17 protein-coding genes are annotated in these 18,158 nt (G+C 42.1%); 6 read left to right on the top strand and 11 right to left on the bottom strand.

Features of this window, described 5'->3' with window-relative positions; all coding sequences use genetic code 11:
• The first annotated feature begins 75 nt into the window (after positions 1-75).
• The 3 genes from ACLI1A_RS18855 (at position 76) to ACLI1A_RS18845 (ending at position 1,976) form a co-directional block, all read left to right on the top strand.
• The gene (locus ACLI1A_RS18855; protein ID WP_411410251.1) at positions 76-504 is read left to right on the top strand and encodes an META domain-containing protein; all 429 of its coding nucleotides are present in this window, start codon (positions 76-78) and stop codon (positions 502-504) included.
• A 129-nt stretch (positions 505-633) separates the two neighbouring features.
• Positions 634-1,119, top strand: coding sequence for a hypothetical protein (locus ACLI1A_RS18850; protein WP_411410250.1), 486 nt, complete (start codon positions 634-636; stop codon positions 1,117-1,119).
• The gene (locus tag ACLI1A_RS18845) at positions 1,116-1,976 is read left to right on the top strand and encodes a hypothetical protein (protein WP_411410249.1); all 861 of its coding nucleotides are present in this window, start codon (positions 1,116-1,118) and stop codon (positions 1,974-1,976) included. The genes ACLI1A_RS18850 and ACLI1A_RS18845 overlap by 4 nt, the downstream gene beginning before the upstream one ends.
• A gap of 167 nt (positions 1,977-2,143) precedes the next feature.
• Here the strand turns inward: ACLI1A_RS18845 and ACLI1A_RS18840 are convergent, their stop codons facing one another.
• The 7 genes from ACLI1A_RS18840 to ACLI1A_RS18810 form a co-directional block, all read right to left on the bottom strand.
• A complete protein-coding gene (locus tag ACLI1A_RS18840; protein WP_411410248.1) occupies positions 2,144-2,389 on the bottom strand; it encodes a hypothetical protein in 246 nt (81 codons plus the stop codon).
• A gap of 144 nt (positions 2,390-2,533) precedes the next feature.
• Positions 2,534-2,932 carry a glyoxalase gene (locus ACLI1A_RS18835; RefSeq protein WP_411410247.1) on the bottom strand — a complete coding sequence of 133 codons (399 nt, stop codon included), beginning with the start codon at positions 2,930-2,932 and terminating at the stop codon, positions 2,534-2,536.
• A 48-nt stretch (positions 2,933-2,980) separates the two neighbouring features.
• Entirely contained in the window at positions 2,981-5,386 is a 2,406-nt protein-coding gene (locus ACLI1A_RS18830) for a thiamine pyrophosphate-dependent enzyme (RefSeq protein ID WP_411410246.1), read from the bottom strand.
• Between the two features lie 210 nt (positions 5,387-5,596).
• Positions 5,597-8,359: an aminopeptidase gene (locus ACLI1A_RS18825; RefSeq protein ID WP_411410245.1), complete on the bottom strand. Its 2,763-nt coding sequence runs from the start codon at positions 8,357-8,359 to the stop codon at positions 5,597-5,599.
• A 195-nt stretch (positions 8,360-8,554) separates the two neighbouring features.
• Positions 8,555-9,280, bottom strand: a complete 726-nt coding sequence (locus tag ACLI1A_RS18820; RefSeq protein ID WP_411410244.1) for a TIGR00730 family Rossman fold protein — start codon at positions 9,278-9,280, stop codon at positions 8,555-8,557.
• 114 nt (positions 9,281-9,394) lie between these two features.
• Positions 9,395-12,226 (bottom strand): excinuclease ABC subunit UvrA, encoded by a 2,832-nt coding sequence (gene uvrA / locus ACLI1A_RS18815; protein WP_411410243.1) that lies wholly within the window; start codon positions 12,224-12,226, stop codon positions 9,395-9,397.
• 175 nt (positions 12,227-12,401) lie between these two features.
• Positions 12,402-12,776 carry a hypothetical protein gene (locus ACLI1A_RS18810; RefSeq protein WP_411410242.1) on the bottom strand — a complete coding sequence of 125 codons (375 nt, stop codon included), beginning with the start codon at positions 12,774-12,776 and terminating at the stop codon, positions 12,402-12,404.
• Between the two features lie 430 nt (positions 12,777-13,206).
• Here ACLI1A_RS18810 and ACLI1A_RS18805 point away from each other — a divergent pair, with 430 nt between their 5' ends.
• Positions 13,207-13,452 carry a hypothetical protein gene (locus ACLI1A_RS18805; RefSeq protein WP_411410241.1) on the top strand — a complete coding sequence of 82 codons (246 nt, stop codon included), beginning with the start codon at positions 13,207-13,209 and terminating at the stop codon, positions 13,450-13,452.
• A 131-nt stretch (positions 13,453-13,583) separates the two neighbouring features.
• On the opposite strand, the gene ACLI1A_RS18800 is transcribed toward ACLI1A_RS18805, so the two are convergent.
• Entirely contained in the window at positions 13,584-14,141 is a 558-nt protein-coding gene (locus ACLI1A_RS18800; protein ID WP_411410240.1) for an acetate uptake transporter, read from the bottom strand.
• 186 nt (positions 14,142-14,327) lie between these two features.
• Here ACLI1A_RS18800 and ACLI1A_RS18795 point away from each other — a divergent pair, with 186 nt between their 5' ends.
• Complete coding sequence (locus ACLI1A_RS18795; RefSeq protein ID WP_411410239.1) at positions 14,328-14,489, top strand: hypothetical protein; 162 nt, start codon at positions 14,328-14,330, stop codon at positions 14,487-14,489.
• 100 nt (positions 14,490-14,589) lie between these two features.
• Here the strand turns inward: ACLI1A_RS18795 and ACLI1A_RS18790 are convergent, their stop codons facing one another.
• The 3 genes from ACLI1A_RS18790 to ACLI1A_RS18780 form a co-directional block, all read right to left on the bottom strand.
• Positions 14,590-15,159, bottom strand: coding sequence for a hypothetical protein (locus ACLI1A_RS18790; protein ID WP_411410238.1), 570 nt, complete (start codon positions 15,157-15,159; stop codon positions 14,590-14,592).
• Between the two features lie 27 nt (positions 15,160-15,186).
• Positions 15,187-15,510 (bottom strand): hypothetical protein, encoded by a 324-nt coding sequence (locus ACLI1A_RS18785; protein WP_411410237.1) that lies wholly within the window; start codon positions 15,508-15,510, stop codon positions 15,187-15,189.
• Between the two features lie 62 nt (positions 15,511-15,572).
• Positions 15,573-17,078: a DUF2254 family protein gene (locus ACLI1A_RS18780; RefSeq protein WP_411410236.1), complete on the bottom strand. Its 1,506-nt coding sequence runs from the start codon at positions 17,076-17,078 to the stop codon at positions 15,573-15,575.
• Between the two features lie 143 nt (positions 17,079-17,221).
• Between ACLI1A_RS18780 and ACLI1A_RS18775 the strand changes: the two genes are divergently transcribed.
• On the top strand, positions 17,222-17,734 hold the full coding sequence (locus tag ACLI1A_RS18775) for a DUF4833 domain-containing protein (protein ID WP_411410235.1): 513 nt from the start codon (positions 17,222-17,224) through the stop codon (positions 17,732-17,734).
• The last annotated feature ends 424 nt before the right edge of the window (positions 17,735-18,158 follow it).

Here is an 18,158-nt window from a genome sequence, read left to right as displayed (position 1 = left end):
TAAAATATTCCTAATTAACAGGAAAGCCTTTTCATATTTACTTAATTTTGAAGAAACAATTTAAGCAACTATCTTATGAAAAAGCTATTCACTTTTCTGAGTATTACACTATTCACTTTTATAATATTTTCATGTGGCAGTACCAAAGCAGGTAGTAACCTCGATGTACTTACTGCGGGTAACTGGGAGCTGGAAACCTTTAAAGGGAAAGCTGCAGCAGAGGCCGGTTTTTCTAATAAGCTTCCTGTAGCTAACTTTAGTATCGACCTTAAAATATCGGGTAACAACGGCTGTAACGGTTACAGGGGCTCTTATAACCTTAATGAAGATGGTGGTATTAACATCAGCCAGATGGTAAGTACCAGGATGTTTTGCCCTGGTGGAGGGGAAAAGCTCTATATGGATGCCCTGAATAGTGTAAATGCAGCCAGGGTAGACAAAGATAAGCTGGTGCTGTTTAAAGATGCTGAAGAAGTTTTGGTATTTAAGCATATTAGTAAATAATATGCGTTTTAAAAAAATATCTTAGTACCGGGTTTTTGCCCGGTATTTTTTATTGATATCATTTTGCAGTCTCGCCGTTTTTTGTATGTTTGGTGGTGTATGAAACGATTTATAACAATATTGGCGTTAATGATACCGATACTAGCTATAGCGATATTAGTGTATTCTGTTGTGCCTGGGTTTTCACGAATTCCTTATGTAGGGCCTGCTGTAAAACAGGCTAAATTGAATTCCGGAATAATGGTTTTGTTTATGAGTGAAAAAGGTCTTACGCAAAGCCCGATTTACTATAGGTATTATACTGATGGTAAATGGCAGGCACGCGAAAAACTTATGGATAGCCTCTTTGAAACATACAGCAAGACAGGGTATTATGGAGCGTTAAAGCATTGCAGGTTAGATGGGGCTATCAGCAGGAATCTTTATCATGAGGTTAAGGCCGGTCGCATAGAAAATATTGAGGAGAAAAGGATTTTTATGTTGCTTAAAAAGCATTTTATACAATCACATAGTAATAATAAGGTGGTTGATTCTGTTGAATTTTCATTTTATGCACCTGATACTATTTCACATAAAGAAATGAAATTATTGTTAACAATAAAAGATACACCATGAAAAAGTGGATTAATTCATTTTTAGACGGGTGTCAGTACTTTATAGAACATTATAGCTTTCCCGACCGAAGCGTGGCATTGTTTAGAAAATCGGTATACACAATATTGGCTTTAAAAATGCTCTTCCTGTGGCCTGAACTGGATACTTTTTACAGATTTTTACCGGTACTTAAAGGCAGGGTGCCGTATTCTCTTAAAATATTATACATATCGCCTACAAGCAACTATTATAGTATGTTTTGGCTTTTAATGTGTGCCGTGGTTTGCGCGGGTATTGTTGTTAAAAGACGTACATGGCTTTCGGTTTTAATATTTGCGTTCTGTTACATGTATTTTAAATTCATAACTGTTACGACTAATGATTGCGATATCCTTTTACGTTATTTTACTTTCGTACTCATCTTTATAAGAGAGGGGGGAGACAAAGGTACTGTAAGACAAATGGTTAATAATGTTTTATTGATTGCTCTTCAGGTGTCTTTTTGCCTTTTGTATTTTGTTAATAGTCAAGGTAAAATGATACTTCCTTTTTGGCAAGACGGCTCTTTTATGTCACGTGTGTGGGAGTTTCCGTACTACGCGCAGCAATGGCTTATTCCAACTTGGTTTTCAAATCATTGGGTAGCATTAATTATGAGTTGGGCAGTTATGCTTTTTGAAATAGGTTTTGCACTGCTTATATGGTTTAGGCCGTTTAAAAAATGGTTGTTTATCATAGGTATTCTTTTCCACTTAGGCATAGCTCTGTTTTTGTCGCTGCCTGATTTTGGAGCAATTATGATTGTTTCTTACTTTTTGTTTACACAAGTAGATATTCTTAAAGAAATCAGGCAATTTCGCCAACGGGAAATTCACTAATAAATAAAATAAAGGAGCCGGCGAATAGCCGGCTGATTTCAGGGAATAGTAAAATCAGTGTGTATGTTCCCTTTTGTCCGAGATCCTGAGACCGGTGGCGTTTTTCGTACGGCTCCCCCTGTGTAGTTGTATTTTTTAGCTGAATAATTTTGAATAAAGCCCTTGGTTTACCAAGTCTTTACAATGTTGCTTCCGTCTCTGGCCGGTGTTACACGTTTGTTCACCAAGTGGCTTTCGTGATCAGGATGACGGTTGTTACTTGTCATTACCACTTTTGGAAATGATGCAAGTTCTGCGGGATTAACAATTGCTGGGTCATCATAGGGTAAATCAAATTTACCGGATGTATGGCTCATTTCTTGATTACCGCCCAAATCATTCAGACCGGTACGGAAGGTAGTTGTTGCTGCCATAACAAATTGTTGTTTTGTATAGTAAAGGTAAAACATTTTATTAATTCGGCAATGAATTATATTAAAAAACATTAATTCACTAAAACGATGTAATATCTACACTTCTCGGAAAACCTACAATTTACGGGTAAAACAGCCTGTTTATTATGCCTGCACAAGGATTTGAACCTGGTCTTTCAGACGTTCTATAAGCAGGTTCATCATACGTTTATTCAGGTTAGATGAGTTAGTAATGTACTCTTTGTACTCGTCTAATGTAAACATGCCTATAACCATTCCTTTAAGTGCGTTCCTAAACTTTATATCGCGGTGTATGGCGTTTTCTATGTATTGTAGTTTCTTTTCGGTACTAAGGCTAAAGAACTGCCCTTTTTGCTTTACTGCATAGTTTATAAATGCCTCGGCAAGTACTTCGTTTTGTAGTTTTAAAACCGGGCGAAGGGTTTTGTTCTGGAAAATTTCTTCAGCAGAGGCCTGCGGATGAATAGCTGCGCCTTCTATTTCCGGCCTTAGGGATAAAAGGCCTTCGGTTCTTGTGCTCATTGGTTTCGGTGTTTTTGAGGGGATTAAAATAACAAAAGTATCCTAAGCTTAATACAGCTTAGGATACTTGTTTGGCATAGCTTCATGCATAATGCCGTATACTTTTTCGTAGATATCCTCTACAGATGGTTTACTAAAATAATCGCCGTCTGTGGCATAAGCCGGCCTGTGTGGCTGTGCAGCAAGGGTTTCGGGCTTGCTGTCCAGGTGTTTGTAGCCGCCTTGTATTTCTACAATTTGCTGTAGTATGTAAGCAGAGGCTCCACCCGGTACGTCTTCGTCTATAACCAGCAGCCTGTTTGTTTTGGCTACGCTTTTTACTATATCGTGGTTTATGTCAAACGGAAGTAACGATTGAACGTCTATAACTTCGGCATCTATACCGGCTTCAAGCAGTTCTTTTGCGGCTTGTTCTACAAGGCGCAACGTAGAGCCATAAGATACCAGCGTAATATCTGTACCTTCTTTAAGGGTTTCTACTACGCCTATCGGGGTTTTAAATTCTCCCAGGTTTACCGGCATTTTTTCTTTAAGGCGATATCCGTTAAGGCATTCTACAATAAGGGCTGGCTCGTCACACTCCATAAGGGTATTATAAAAACCTGCCGCCTTGGTCATGTTTCGTGGCACCAGTACGTTTATACCCCTAAGGGCATTAATAATCATACCCATAGGAGAGCCTGAATGCCATATACCCTCAAGCCTGTGGCCACGGGTACGAATAATCAGTGGCGCTTTTTGCCTGCCAAAGGTACGATAGTGTAGTGTAGCCAGGTCGTCGCTCATTATTTGCAGCGCATACAACAGGTAGTCCAGGTATTGTATTTCGGCTATAGGGCGCAGGCCGCGCATGGCCATACCTATGCCTTGACCCAGGATCGTTGCCTCACGTATACCGGCATCACACACACGGAAGTCTCCGTATTTTTCCTGCATGCCTTCAAGTCCCTGGTTTACGTCGCCTATGTTACCACAATCTTCACCAAACACAAGGGCTTCGGGGTATTTTGCAAACAATGCATCAAAATTGTTTCGCATTATCATACGTCCATCGGCATTTTCAGGAGTTTCACCGTATTCCGGTGCTACTGCCTGTGCTGCAAGGACATTTTTATCCGATTGTGAGTGAAGGTGGCTGCTGTATTTTGGCTGGTTTTCGGCCAGGTAAGCGGTTATCCATGTAGATAATTCGTTTTTAACCGGCTCGTTTATTACCATACGCAGTACCTTACGGGCAGCTACCAGAAGGTCTTTACGTTGCACTTCTTTTATAGCAGCCAGCTCGTTAGCGTATTTTTCAATAAATATTTTGTTGTCGCTTTTTGCGGCTACATTTCTAAGCAGGTTTACAAGGCCATCGCGCTCATCCTTTATAGGATTTTGGTATTCAGCCCAAGCTTTTTTACGGCCTTCCAGCACGGTATCTTTAGCTTCTTTGTCTATAACGGCAAGCTCTTCATCTGTAGCCAGGCCGTTTTCTATAATCCATTTGCGCAGCTGTATATTACAGTCATACTCGGCTTCCCAGCTAAGGCGCTCAGGCGTTTTATAGCGCTCGTGCGAACCCGATGTAGAGTGTCCTTGTGGTTGTGTAAGCTCATGTACGTGGATAAGCACCGGTACGTGCTGTGTGCGTGCCAGTTCGCCGGCACGCTCGTAAGCGGCAATAAGCTCGGGGTAGTCCCAGCCTTTTACTTTTATAATTTCGTAACCGTTGCTGTTACCTTCTCGCTGAAAACCTTTCAGTACTTCCGATATGTTCTCTTTAGTGGTTTGGTAGCGCGCGTGTACTGATATGCCGTACTCGTCGTCCCAAACGCTTATAACCATAGGCACCTGTAGTACACCGGCCGCGTTTATGGTTTCAAAAAACAGTCCTTCGCTGGTGCTGGCGTTACCTATGGTGCCCCAGGCCACTTCATTACCGTTTTCAGAGAAATTTTCGCTTCCGGCGTAGTTGCCTACATTTCGGTATATTTTACTGGCGTGCGCCAGTCCTAACAGCCTGGGCATTTGCCCGGCAGTAGGGGATATGTCTGAACTTGAGTTCTTTTGTTGCGTAAGATTGCGCCAGTTGCCGTTTTCGTCAAGGCTGTGGGTAGCAAAGTGGCCTCCCATTTGTCGGCCGGCACTCATAGGATCGTGCTCTATAGAGGCATGCCCGTACAGACCTGCAAAAAACTGTTCTGTATTAAGCTCTCCCAGTGCCATCATGAAGGTTTGGTCACGGTAGTAACCCGAACGGAAATCCCCGTTTTTAAAAGCCTTAGCCATGGCCAGTTGCGGCACCTCTTTACCATCACCAAAAATACCAAACTTGGCTTTACCTGTTAGTACTTCACGGCGGCCCAAAAGGCTGCATTCGCGGCTGGTTACGGCAATTTTATAATCGTGGAGCACTTCTGCCCTAAAATCAGTGAAAGAGAGGGCCTCTTTAGTTTCTGTACTGGTCATATCTCAAAGTTTGTGCAAAACACAAATTTAATCAAAACTGCGAGATATCATAATATTATGCGTTAAATTTAAATGGGTTTTTTATAACAAAAACTACTAAAAATTTTTAATTACGTATTTTAGGGTTGTTTTTTGGTTTTAAATTGAATTTTATTCAATGATTATAGTGTTTTTGTGCGAATGTGTTCCTCTGGGGTTTAAAACCTCATTTTAGAACCATTTTCGGGTAAACAAGCTGATAAGTGTACCGGGACTAAGGGTAACCACAAAACGTATTTTTTGTGAATAATTACCTATAGATGGCTCAAAACCGTTACTGGATTGTATAGGGAAATAGAGCTCAAAATAGTCGGTAACAAGGTTAAGGCGCACGCCGCTATCGTATAAAAATTTGGTGCCGCTGTACTTGTTTTTCATAAGTCCGGCATCGCCATAGAGCTCTATCCAGTTCCATATATTAAAGCTGCCGTTTACCGTAGTCATCCATTGGTTGGCATATCGGGTATCAAACATGGATTTAAACCCGCCGTCGGCCATAACATATTGCTGACTAAAGAGTCCGGTGGTTTCACTTCGTCCGTAAAAGTTATAGTCAAACAGGTAATCACTTGGCCTGTCTAAGCCGAAACTGAAAAACTCAGATGAAGTATCACGGTACATAAATAACCCTCCAAAAAAGCGAAGGTTTACCTGCCTGTTGTCGTCAAACAAATGACGGTACTGATATTCGCCCGACAGCTTTCCAAATATGCCTGCCAACTGTACATCGGTACTAAAGCTGTTGGTGTGGGCTATGTCACTTTTTGTAAAATTATAGCGCACGTTAAAAACCGAGTAGTTTTCGTTTTGATCCTGAGTATTTATGTATGCAGACGGATCGCGTTGTACTATTACCTGGCGCAGGGTAAGAAATTCTTTTTGGTTTACCCTGTAATCATCGGGGCGTATGCGTAGCTGTATAGATGGCATTATACGGTAATAGCGCGCGTCAGGCGCGTAGTGGTAGGTATTGCCCTGTAGGTTGTAGCGCACATTGTATAATGATCCTTCCCTTATGTACTGGTTGTACATAAAACTCGCCGAACCTGTAGCCTGACCGGTCTTGGGCGAGTAAAGTCCGCTTACGTCAAACACAAAAGGTTTTTCTATATACGATTTGTTATTAAGCCTTAATCCCGGCGATAGACCATCATACAGGTTGTAAGCAAAAGCCGGAACATAGTATATCTGGTTATAATCCGGGTCTTCCAGATCAAGGAAGAAGGTAAACTTGTACGGCCTGCGATTCAGGAAATAGCCTTTTAACGAACGCTGGTTATTGCGTGGGTTAAACTCGGGCATTTCCTTGTTGTAGTTAAGGGCAAGCCTGTCGGCAGACTGCCGTGGCAAGGTAAGGGTAGTATCGTTCTCAAAGGCATTTATCCATTGCTTAAATACGACTTCTTTTTTCTTAACACCATATAATGATACCGGTACAGGCGTGCCGCTTACGTTTTTCAGGGTTACGGTTACTGAGTCCCTGTCTTTTTTTACAGGGCCTATTTTATAATCTATTACCTTACGGGAATCTATAATGTAGTTAAAAAACCAACTGATGTCTTTATTTGTATTCTGTTGCAGAGCCAGTTCAAAATCGTTTCGGTTTGTAGCAGAAACATTCTGGTTTTGCAAAAAGAATTCTTTCATTGCTTTGTTTACGGCATCATTGCCTACATAGTCATCAAGGTACTTATAGCCTTGTGCCGCTTTATAAGCGCTGGCTATTTGCAAATTGAATTTTATAAACGAGTTTTTCGGGTTGCCTATGGGCTGATCCAGGTTTTTCCGAGACATAAACAGGTACAGGTACTGAAACTGGTCTTCCTGCTTAATGTTAAACAGGTGGTGCCCCTGTAGTATGCCCCAGTTGCCCAGGTTTCCGGTAACTTTTTCGTTAGGGTGGTAGTCCCTTATGTAATTAATAATTATAGATGTTTCTATAAAGTTGTATACCCAGTTATCGTCGCGCGGATCCAGTTTCAGGGTATTGCGCAGGTAGGCTTTAAGGTAGGTTTTAAGAAACTTTATCTCAAAAATAAAGTTATCCGGAAACGGCCTTATAAAAGCAGGTAACTGGTTTAGCCCATACACGGGGCTACGCTCATAGTCGGCCTGAGAAACCAGTATTTTTTCGTAAGGGTATTTGCCCAGGCGTTCGGCAGTAAAATTAGCCACGCGGTCTATAATTATAGCCTGTTCTATATCACTCACACGGTCATCGGCAATGCTATTGTATATAATCGCACCCGGTAATTTGTGTACTTGCGTGGTTTTTACTTTTTCGGCATCCAGCGTAAAGCCCATGCGTGATTTTCCGGTAAAAGTATAGGTGTTGCCTTGTTTAGTACTACCGTCAAGGTCGCAATACAGCGAGTAATTATCAGGTACGCTTATTGTAAAATTATAGTCAGCAGCAGCATTGGCTATGTCGTCCAGGTTTTCATTACTGTTAGATACAAATCCATTTTCATAACGTGCAGGGGTAAGGTACCAGTCGCGCAGGTGGTAAGCCTCTGTTTTTGCGTCGTAGCCAAAACGTGTAAAACGGTTTCGGGGTAGTTTTACCCTGTAGTTAAAGGTAATTTTAAATGACTTGCCCGGGTATATAGGGTTTTTTAGTTGCAGGAATACCAAATCCGGGTGGTCTTCGGGCCTGTGCCAATTTAAGCTGAGCCCGTTTTGGTCGGTAAAATTATAAAGGGTGGTGTTACCACGATCGGCATCTTTTGCAAGATGAAATGCTTTAATAAATTCGTCAGTAAAACGCTTCGCCATGGGTGTGGTTTTGTCTGAATAAGCATTGTTCCAGTCGTTAAGGATAATGTGGTTCAGCGTATCGGTCGTAGTGTTTACATATGTAAGTTCCTGGCTTACATCTATGGTATGTTCGCCTGGATTAAACTGTGCCGAAATGTTGTTTTTGTGTTGTGCCAAAGCTATGTGGCAGCAAGTCAAAAGTATGACGGAGCAAAGTGCTTTGAAGATGCGGTTCAAATTCCCTTTTTTAAATTTTAAATTATTTTTTGCTATCGCTAAAAAGGGCCGGTGGTGCTATCCCTATATAACTCCTAATATACAAAAAAATTGTGCAGCACCTGTGGGCGCTGCACAATTTTTAAAAGCCAAAACCTAGAAGTTAGGGCTCAGGCTGTATTTTTTGTAGAATGCATCTATTACTTCCAGTACTTCATCGGCGGTATCTACCAGCTTTATAAGCTTCAGGTCGTCCGGGTTAGCGTTATGGAATTTGTCTATAATGGTTTGTCCTATCCAGTCCATAAGCCCACCCCAAAACTCGGTACCTACCAGTATAATAGGAAACTTGGCTATCTTTTTGGTTTGTATAAGGGTTACAGCCTCAAACAATTCATCAAGTGTGCCAAAACCGCCCGGCATACCTACAAAGCCCTGGCTGTACTTAACAAACATAACCTTGCGAACAAAGAAGTAATCAAAGTTCAGGTTAAAATCATGGCTGATGTACGGGTTAAAATGCTGTTCAAAAGGAAGTTCTATGTTAAGCCCTACCGATGGTGCCTTGCCACGGCTGGCACCTTTGTTACCGGCTTCCATAATACCCGGGCCGCCGCCGGTAATAACACCGTAGCCTGCATTGGCTATCTTTTCTGCTATTTCTTCGGCAAGCAGGTAGTACTTGTCATCGGGCTTTGTACGTGCCGAACCGAATATCGATACGCACGGGCCTATCTTGGCCATGGTTTCAAAACCATTTACAAATTCGGACATGATCTTAAAGATTGCCCACGAGTCGTTACTCCTTATCTCGTTCCAGGGTTTTTGTGCAAGCCCTTCTTTAATCCACTCTTCTTCGCTACTGTATTTTTCTTTTGACATCTAAAAGTTTCAAGTTTAAGGTTAATTTGACAGTTTGCCTGTATCCGAATTGTGTTAATATCACGAAAATTTTAAAATTCGTTTAATTTGTGTAATTCGTGGCAAAAAAGCCGGCTAATATAACTCTTTTTTCAGGAAACGCGCTGTGTGGCTCTTTTTATCTTTTGCCACTTCTTCCGGTGTGCCTTTGGCTACCAGCTGTCCGCCGCCTTTACCGCCTTCATATCCTATGTCTATAATGTAGTCGGCCAGCTTAATCACATCCATGTTGTGTTCAATGATAAGCACTGTGTTGCCCTTGTCTACCAGTGATTTAATTACCTCCATAAGCACACGGATGTCTTCAAAATGCAGGCCTGTAGTAGGCTCATCCATAATGTAGAAGGTGTTGCCGGTGTCTTTCTTACTAAGTTCTGTAGCAAGTTTTATACGCTGCGCTTCGCCACCACTAAGGGTAGTACTTTGCTGACCTAGGGTAATATAGCCAAGACCCACATCCTGTATCGTCTTTATTTTGCGGTATATTTTTGGGATGTTTTCAAAAAACGGTACCGCTTCGTCTACCGTCATATCCAGCACATCGCTTATCGATTTGCCTTTGTAGCGGATTTCCAGCGTTTCGCGGTTAAAGCGTTTGCCCTGGCAGGTTTCGCATTCTACATATACATCGGGCAGGAACGCCATTTCTATAACGCGCATTCCGCTACCTTCGCAGGTTTCGCAACGGCCGCCACTTACGTTAAAACTAAAACGACCCGGTTTGTAACCCCGAATCATAGATTCAGGTGTTTGGGTAAACAGTGTGCGTATTTCGCTAAACACATCAGTATACGTAGCCGGGTTAGAGCGTGGTGTGCGGCCAATCGGGCTTTGGTCTATATCAATTACCTTGTCTATATGCTCAAGGCCTTCAATTTTTTTATACGGAGCCGGTTTTTTAACCGCATTGAAAAAATGTGCGTTAAGAATAGGGTACAGGGTTTCGTTTATCAGTGTACTCTTGCCACTGCCCGATACACCCGTAACGCAAATCAGTTTACCCAGCGGAAACTCTACAGATACATTCTTCAGGTTGTTACCTGTAGCACCTGTAAGTTTTATGGTTTTACCATTACCTTCTCTGCGTACTTTTGGTACTGCGATTTCTTTTTCACCGTTAAGGTACGCTGCGGTAAGGGTATGTTCTTTTAGTAGCTCGTTTGGTGTGCCTTTGCTTACAATTTGTCCGCCAAAACGACCGGCAGCCGGCCCAATGTCTATTACATAGTCGGCGCGCTCTATCATGTCTTTGTCGTGCTCTACTACAATAACCGAGTTGCCTATATCGCGAAGTGACTCTAATGAGTGAATCAGCTTTTCATTATCACGCTGGTGCAGCCCGATGCTTGGCTCGTCTAATATATAAAGTACTCCCACAAGTTGCGAACCTATTTGTGTAGCCAACCTGATACGCTGCGCCTCACCACCGCTCAGTGTACCCGAGCTACGGTTTAGCGACAGGTAGTTTAGCCCCACATCTACCAGGAAGCCCAGGCGGGCGCTGATTTCCTTTACAATTTCGGCAGCAATAACTTTTTGCTTGTCCGATAGGTTGTTGTTCAGGTCGGCAAACCACGCAGACAGGTCGCTGATGTCCATGTTGCTCAGCTCGGCTATGTTAAGGCCATTTACTTTAAAGTAAAGCGACTCTTTTCTAAGCCTTGTGCCGTTACACTCAGGGCACGGTATTTCGTCCATAAATTCTTTAGCCCAACGTTTTATAGATGCCGAAGCCTCCTCGTTAAACTGGTTTTTTATAAACGATGATATACCTTCAAATTCTATTTTGTACTCGCGGTTAACGCCAAGTGTTTTGCTGTTTACTGTGAATTTTTCCTTGCCGCCGTTCAGGATCATTTCCATAGCTTCCGCCGGAATTTTTTCTATTGCATCGGTTAGTTTAAACTCAAACTTTTCGCCAATAGCCTCAAGCTGTTTAAAAATCCACGAGTTTTTATACTCACCCAGCGGCGCAAAACCACCTTGTTTTATGCTCAGCTTAGGGTTAGGTACTATCTTTTTCAGGTTGATTTCGTTTACTGTACCCAGTCCGTTACAGTGCGGACACGCACCCTTAGGTGAGTTAAACGAAAAATTATTCGGTTCCGGGTTAGGGTAGGAGATGCCGCTGGTAGGGCACATAAGGTTACGGCTGTAGTAGCGTACATCATCGTTGCCGTGCTCTATCACCATCATTACATCATCACCATGATGCATGGCTGTTTTTATGCTTTCGGTAAGGCGCTTGTCGGTATCTTCGGTTTCGTCTACCGCCATACGGTCAATAACAATTTCTATGTCGTGCACCTTGTAGCGGTCCAGCTTCATGCCGCTTTCTATATCCTTAATTTCGCCATCTACACGCACCTTAAGAAACCCCTGTTTGCTTATTTGCTCAAACAGTTCGCGGTAGTGGCCTTTACGGGCACGTACCACCGGGGCAAGGATGTTAATGCGCTTGCTGTTAAATTTTTCGGTAATCAATTGCTTTATTTGGTCGTCGCTGTAGCTTACCATCTTTTCGCCGGTAACATAGCTGTAGGCATCGGCACCACGGGCAAAAAGAAGACGAAGAAAGTCGTAAATTTCGGTAATTGTACCCACGGTAGAACGCGGACTTTTGCTGGTGGTTTTCTGCTCTATGGCAATAACGGGACTAAGCCCGTCTATCTTATCTACATCGGGGCGTTCCAGCCCGCCAAGGAACTGGCGTGCATAGGCCGAAAAAGTTTCTATATAACGGCGCTGCCCTTCGGCATAAATGGTATCAAATGCCAGGCTCGACTTACCCGAACCCGATAGCCCTGTGATGACCACAAGCTTTTCTCGGGGTATGGTAACGTCTATATTTTTAAGGTTGTGGGCGCGTGCGCCAAGCACTTCAATCGTTTCTTCAGTATTCAGCATATTGGGTGTATGTGCAAAACGCAAAGGTACTGATTTTATGGCAATTTTTAGGCGTAGGGGAGTGGTAAGGGAGTGTTAAAAGGGAGGTTTAGTTTTCAGTCGTAGTTTTTAGAAGTAACTAGTGTTTGATTTATTTTAGAGTAGAAAACCAAAGTGTGTTAGTAAGGATTGTAATTTATTCACAACGTAATGTGTCAAACTCTAAGTGTAATTCAGTTGCACCTTTATCTCCTACAGAAATCCATTGAAAATTTCTTAATACATAAGCATTACCTCCGTCTAAAGTTACCCATTCATCAATTCCTTTTGCACCATTTCTTAGATCATCTTTAGCAGTAAAACCTATGGTCGCAACATATTTTCTGTTTCGAACCAAGTATCTACAACTACCGTTCAGAGTTAATTCTTCAGCCTGAAGTTGGGAGACAAATTTTGACTTAGTCATTAATGGTAACGTATTGTTAACCTCAAGAGGGGACATAGAAGTAGCGCATGAACACAGAATAAAAATGGTCAATACACCAAATATTTTATTAAATCTATTAAGCATTTTGATTGATAGGTTTTAATTTTTTTACCGAAATTAAATAAAATCCTTTAATTATTAGAGGGTTACTGAAAACTTAATACAAGATTGCTTCGTTGTTCCTCCTCGCAAAGACGGTGCGTGAAGAAGGGAGGGAGCGAGTAGAATACCTTTTGTGGATCCAAGACGCATCCAAGACGCATGCAATGCGTCTCTACGGGGAAATCTGCCAAAATCCGCGCCTGCGCAGCATCTGTGTAATCCGCGTTCCAATTATCCAACGATCCAAAAATCTAAAATTCTAACAATCTAATAATCCATCTTCTTATTTATATCCAATCCATTTTCAAATTACTTTAATTCAGTTATTTAGAATTTCTCTAACATTTATTCTGCGTAACTTTAGTCTTACAGATTAAGTAAACCGAAGTAGAACCAAATAAAAAACATTGTTATGGATATTAAACTTGCAAGCTGCTGCGGCAACTGCGACCACCATGTAAAAGGCCAGTTGTGCAACGTACACGAAATAGTAACTGCCGAAACCCAGGCCTGCGAATCGTATGAGTTTCGTGCGGTACTCAGCAGGGAATCGGATTGCCTGAAATGCTCTAAATTCCAAACATCGCACTGCCCCCACTCAGATAAAGCAAGCGAAGGAATGATGTGTACTGTTTTTTACCCGAGGATTGTGGCGTAATCGGCTGCTGGTTATCAGTTGCCGAACATCTATCGGTTAAATTTAGGACAAAGTTAAATGCGATTTATTGCTATAAAGGCTGCCTATTCAGGCAGCCTTTATAGTTTTATGCATGGTATGTACAAAAGCAGTTAGTAAGGTAACAGCTTTTTGCCTTTTACTTCTTCAAGCAGTTCGGCTACGCCCAGGTAAAAGGCGCTGCTGCCACAGATAATACCTATTGCACCCGATGCTTTATGTAGTGCCTCATTGCCCGTCCACAACGATGCTGCCAGCATAAAGAACAGTACGGTAAGTGAAAAGAACACAAACTGCTGTACCTTGCTGTTTCCCCAGGTGCCTATCCACATAAAGGCGGTAAATGCACCCCACAGGGCCAGGTACCAACCTAAAAAGGCAGGGGGAGTGGCAGCTGCGTTTTCTACCCCGGTAGATGGCAGCATCCAGGTGGCTACAAGGGTAAGCCAAAAGAATCCGTAAGAGGTAAAGGCAGTAGCGGCAAATGTTTTGCCTTGTTTAAAACATAGCAGCCCGGCTACAATTTGCGCCATTCCGCCGTAGAAAATCCCCATTGCAAGTATTACCGAGGTAACGGGGAAAAATCCGAGGTTGTGGATGTTGAGCAAAATTGTGGTCATGGCAAAACCCAGTAGCCCCAGTGGGGCAGGGTTGGCTAATTTTGTTTCCATTATAAAATAAGTTATTGGTTTATAGCATCTCAAATATAAACATATTTGCTTCAGGTTTAAAGTTTCAGGATGCTTACTCATGTGTATAAACACAAAAAGTATTAACACAACCTTGTGCAGGCTTTAATACCACGCTAAGAAAATGCCGGCTAACTTTGTAATAGTAACAAAGGATAACCTGCGTAAATGCTGCCTGTACAAACGAAGATGACGGGTAGGCAGCCTGCCGGGGAGGCTGTAAGGGGTGCTGCGCTTTCCACCCGTTCGTGCAGTACAATAACCTACGCCGGCGTACACACTTGTGCGGAAACCGGTCAGCAACACAGCAGGCGGGCAGCAGTAAGGTAATCCTTTTTCATCATATATTTCCGCATGGAAAAAGCAAAGCCGCCCAGTTCGGGCGGCTTTTTTATGAGATTACTGAGATGTAATTATTTGTTTTGTAAAATTACAATGCTAATTCTTTGCATACCTCTTCGCCTAATACTTTAGTCATAAGGCCATGCCCTGCACGGTTAAGAAATTTCCATTTACCTGTTGTGTTAGCGTTAGATATAGCTATAATGTCCGCTTTTTGTTTTATGGTAAACGAATTGTATTTCGGGTTAAAGGTAACGTCTTCTGTTTTCATGGAAGCTTTAAGGTTCTTTACCATTTCTTTAGCTTCTGCTTCACCTAGTGGCTCCAGGAAAGTCATTTTCATTACCAGGTCGTGCTTTATAATACAGTAGCTACCGCTGTTTATCTGCTTTATTTCGCCAAAATTAAAGTTGGCCGGTTCCTCCAGTATGTCCATAACATAACCGTCGCCTTTTAGCATTGCTTTCAGGCCTTCCATCATTTTTTCCTTCGGGATAATCTTAAATATCTCCGGGTAGGTATCGGCTATAAGGGCTTCGTATTTACCGGTTGTGGTGTTATTGTAAAAACGGGCGGCGTCGGTTTCCAGGGCTTTGCGGTCCTGTGCTGATACTGCCATAGAAAAAGTAAGCGCAAGAATAAAAAGTAATTGTTTCATGCCTGTAAAGATAACCATTAACGCAGATTATTCTTTTATTTTAACAGGTACTATACCGTTAAACAAAGAACGCCCGTCAATTTCTTTTAGATTTACGGGCATTTCGTCATAAGTGCTTATGCCTACTATTTTTACTTCCATAGGATTATTTTCGGCAAGTTTTACCGTTATACTGCCATCAGCGTTAAGAGGCACTAATCCGTATTGGGGTGTTCCGGGTACTGATAGAGGTTTTGTGTTGCCCGATGCTGCATAAGCCGAAGGAATAATATTTATATTTTGCAATACATTTATGGCAAGGCATACGGCTATAATAGTCAGTACAATTTTTGTGTAGCGGTCTGTTTTCATGATGTATACATTTAGCGGTTATATGCTAAAGGTATAAAAAAAAGGGTAAATGCATTAGTGCCTTACCGCCCTGCAAAAACAGTAAGGTAGTGGATTGCTTCTTTTTCCCTTGCCTCGATTTCAGGATGACCTGTTATTGAACTATGTTGTAACCTGCCTGCTTTTTCCAGGTAATCGATGCGTTTCTTTGCCACGTCTTCAAAATGATGGAGAGAATTGGATATGCCTACCAGTTTTTCGCCCGATATTTTAATATGGCGTTCGGCTATGTTTTGCTCGGTGTATATTTTTTGCAGCTCCATATCGCGCACCTGCCGTATCAGTACCATAAGGTTGTACGGGTTTTCGGCATTCTCAGCCAGCAGTGCCAGGGTATGCAGCAGGCGGCGTACCACGGTAGGGTCTTCTTTTCCCCATTCAAATATCTGGTCAAAACAAAAGTCGATTAGCAGGTCAAAGTTAAATTCGTTTGCTATAATGTTGCGGCCTTCCAGCTTTTGCGCTTCATCAGACGGGAAGAGTTTCTTTTGCAGGTTAAAAGCGATATCACCCAGCTGGTCTATACAGTTCAGGCAGGTAGTGGGGTCGTTTACGGCAGGCGAAATGGCCTTAATAGCTATGTCTACCAGCTTGCGTACCCCAAAGTTAATGTCCTGGGTATAGCTCCTGAAGGTATTTACGCTAAACACACTGTCGGCTATTTCTTCAAAGGCAGCCTGTAGTATGGTTTCCTGTTGCAGCGTAAGCGGTGTTTTTGTTTCTATTGTTAATAGGGTAGTGGCACCCTGCATTACAAATTCGCCCACTACCGGTTTTTGGTACACAAAAATCCCATCGGCCCAGGAGTGGCTGTCTACAAAGCGGGTAACAAGCTTATTCAGCTTTTCATAGTTTATGTGTTCCAGATAACCGCTTTTAAGGCAGCTTTTAATATTTACAAGGTGCGATTGTGCATGGGGTTTCAGCGGAGCGTAGAGCATAGGCTGTCCCGGTTGCCAGTTTTTGCTGTACAGGGCGTTAATTTCATTTACAATATCTTCCTTTATTTTATCGGCTATGGCAGCCACATTCATGTTTACGCTAAGGTAGGTTATAAGGCGCGGATAGCTCCATACCAGGCAGTACAGCGCCAGCAATATACCTACGCCCATGGTTATGGGAAAAGGCCTGCCATGAAACAATGCCGATGCTGCCATGGGCATTACACAGAGCCCCACGGTGCCTATGAACAACCCGATGTACTGCTGTATGCGCACGTCGTTAGCTAAAAAGTGCCTTAAAATACGTGGCGAAAACTGCGACGAAGCCAGCTGCATAACCACAAATATTACTGAGAATGATGTAAGTGATATGCCTATTACTATAGACACCATGAGCGATGCTATACCGGTAAGCCGATCGTAGATAATGTTTTCGTCTGCCAGGCGCGAAATGTCTGTAAAATAGTCTATAGTAAGTAATACCAGGCTTATAATGATAGCAAAGGCATTGCCCATAAGTGTGCCTATATATTTAACGCGGTGTTCCAGCCACTGGCTTATTTTGTGGTTTACGGTGTCTTGGCCCATAATTGTTTTGAGGGATTTCAGAACTAATATACAAAAATACAATTCCCTTAGTTGCTAAATATTTGTTAGCCCTAAAGTATTTTTTTGTGCATTTGTTTTTTGAATGGGCAAAAATTGTAATTTTAAATGAAACCAAAATGGCCATGAGTAAGTTAGTAGTATTTGTGTTTTTTTTCTTACCGTTTCTCCAGTACGCACAGCAGGGTTATCCTACACCTGCCGATTCGCAACGCAGGTTGTTTTATATTCAGCACAGTAAAAACCACAACACTTTTGTGTATGATGCCAACCTGGCAAAAGCAGGCAAGCTGAACACTGCCGACCCCGTAGAGGTATACCGCATTACATATGAAGAAGGTGGAGCGAAGGAAGAACTGACACAGGTGCAGCGTAAAATGGCGTATGGCGTTACGGTAAACAGCGTATCGGCCTCAGGATGCGAGTTTACGCTTTCAGCTTACCCTGCACAAAAGCTTGTACTTAAATTAGGAAAGGAAGGTAAGCCGTACGTTACTACCCATATAAACGGAAAAACCATTACCCTGAAACGCCTGTACCTGCAAATGGGTAAGCTGGGTACTAATGTGCTGTATATTGACTTTTACGGTAAAGACGCTAATGGCAAGGAGGTGAGTGAGCGATTGTATGTGAAGTAGTAGGGGGCTGGGGGTTTTTGTTATAAAGGAGGGTTTAAATTAATAACTACCAACGTAAAAAAACACGAAGATAGCTTTGCTCCTGAATAAAACTGTGCATCGGCTAGTCGTAACTAAAAAATGGGAGAAATGGTTTTAATAATCTATCTTTTAAAGTTTGTACTATTCTTATATCCCAATTTTGATACACGAAGATAGGATATGCTTTTTTAAAAGCTATTTGAAGGACTAAAAATAACAAAGACAACCCTCAGGTTGCCCTTATTATTATCTACAATATTAAACTTCTACTATGTATTTCAGCTAATTAAAGTGCCATTTTACAAAAACACCTAATCTGAAACATTACCTATGCGCCGGTAACTCATGCTTTAACAAATCTACAGATTGCCTATTAGCATTGACTGTATCCAAGTGTATCATA

Origin of the sequence: Flavobacterium sp. RHBU_3 (assembly GCF_046613565.1) — a bacterium.
Taxonomy (GTDB): domain Bacteria; phylum Bacteroidota; class Bacteroidia; order Flavobacteriales; family Flavobacteriaceae; genus Flavobacterium.
The sequence above is the reverse complement of the archived record's forward strand: the minus strand, read 5'-3'. Positions and strand labels throughout refer to the sequence as shown.

What these genes read in the sequence shown, in the direction of transcription:
- ACLI1A_RS18855 (WP_411410251.1), top strand. Translation starts at nt 76, where the DNA reads ATGAAAAAGCTATTCACTTTTCTGAGTATTACACTATTCACTTTTATA.
- ACLI1A_RS18850 (WP_411410250.1), top strand. Translation starts at nt 634, where the DNA reads ATGATACCGATACTAGCTATAGCGATATTAGTGTATTCTGTTGTGCCT.
- ACLI1A_RS18845 (WP_411410249.1), top strand. Translation starts at nt 1,116, where the DNA reads ATGAAAAAGTGGATTAATTCATTTTTAGACGGGTGTCAGTACTTTATA.
- ACLI1A_RS18840 (WP_411410248.1), bottom strand. Translation starts at nt 2,389, where the DNA reads ATGGCAGCAACAACTACCTTCCGTACCGGTCTGAATGATTTGGGCGGT.
- ACLI1A_RS18835 (WP_411410247.1), bottom strand. Translation starts at nt 2,932, where the DNA reads ATGAGCACAAGAACCGAAGGCCTTTTATCCCTAAGGCCGGAAATAGAA.
- ACLI1A_RS18830 (WP_411410246.1), bottom strand. Translation starts at nt 5,386, where the DNA reads ATGACCAGTACAGAAACTAAAGAGGCCCTCTCTTTCACTGATTTTAGG.
- ACLI1A_RS18820 (WP_411410244.1), bottom strand. Translation starts at nt 9,280, where the DNA reads ATGTCAAAAGAAAAATACAGTAGCGAAGAAGAGTGGATTAAAGAAGGG.
- uvrA (WP_411410243.1), bottom strand. Translation starts at nt 12,226, where the DNA reads ATGCTGAATACTGAAGAAACGATTGAAGTGCTTGGCGCACGCGCCCAC.
- ACLI1A_RS18810 (WP_411410242.1), bottom strand. Translation starts at nt 12,776, where the DNA reads ATGCTTAATAGATTTAATAAAATATTTGGTGTATTGACCATTTTTATT.
- ACLI1A_RS18805 (WP_411410241.1), top strand. Translation starts at nt 13,207, where the DNA reads ATGGATATTAAACTTGCAAGCTGCTGCGGCAACTGCGACCACCATGTA.
- ACLI1A_RS18800 (WP_411410240.1), bottom strand. Translation starts at nt 14,141, where the DNA reads ATGGAAACAAAATTAGCCAACCCTGCCCCACTGGGGCTACTGGGTTTT.
- ACLI1A_RS18795 (WP_411410239.1), top strand. Translation starts at nt 14,328, where the DNA reads ATGCTGCCTGTACAAACGAAGATGACGGGTAGGCAGCCTGCCGGGGAG.
- ACLI1A_RS18790 (WP_411410238.1), bottom strand. Translation starts at nt 15,159, where the DNA reads ATGAAACAATTACTTTTTATTCTTGCGCTTACTTTTTCTATGGCAGTA.
- ACLI1A_RS18785 (WP_411410237.1), bottom strand. Translation starts at nt 15,510, where the DNA reads ATGAAAACAGACCGCTACACAAAAATTGTACTGACTATTATAGCCGTA.
- ACLI1A_RS18780 (WP_411410236.1), bottom strand. Translation starts at nt 17,078, where the DNA reads ATGGGCCAAGACACCGTAAACCACAAAATAAGCCAGTGGCTGGAACAC.
- ACLI1A_RS18775 (WP_411410235.1), top strand. Translation starts at nt 17,222, where the DNA reads ATGAGTAAGTTAGTAGTATTTGTGTTTTTTTTCTTACCGTTTCTCCAG.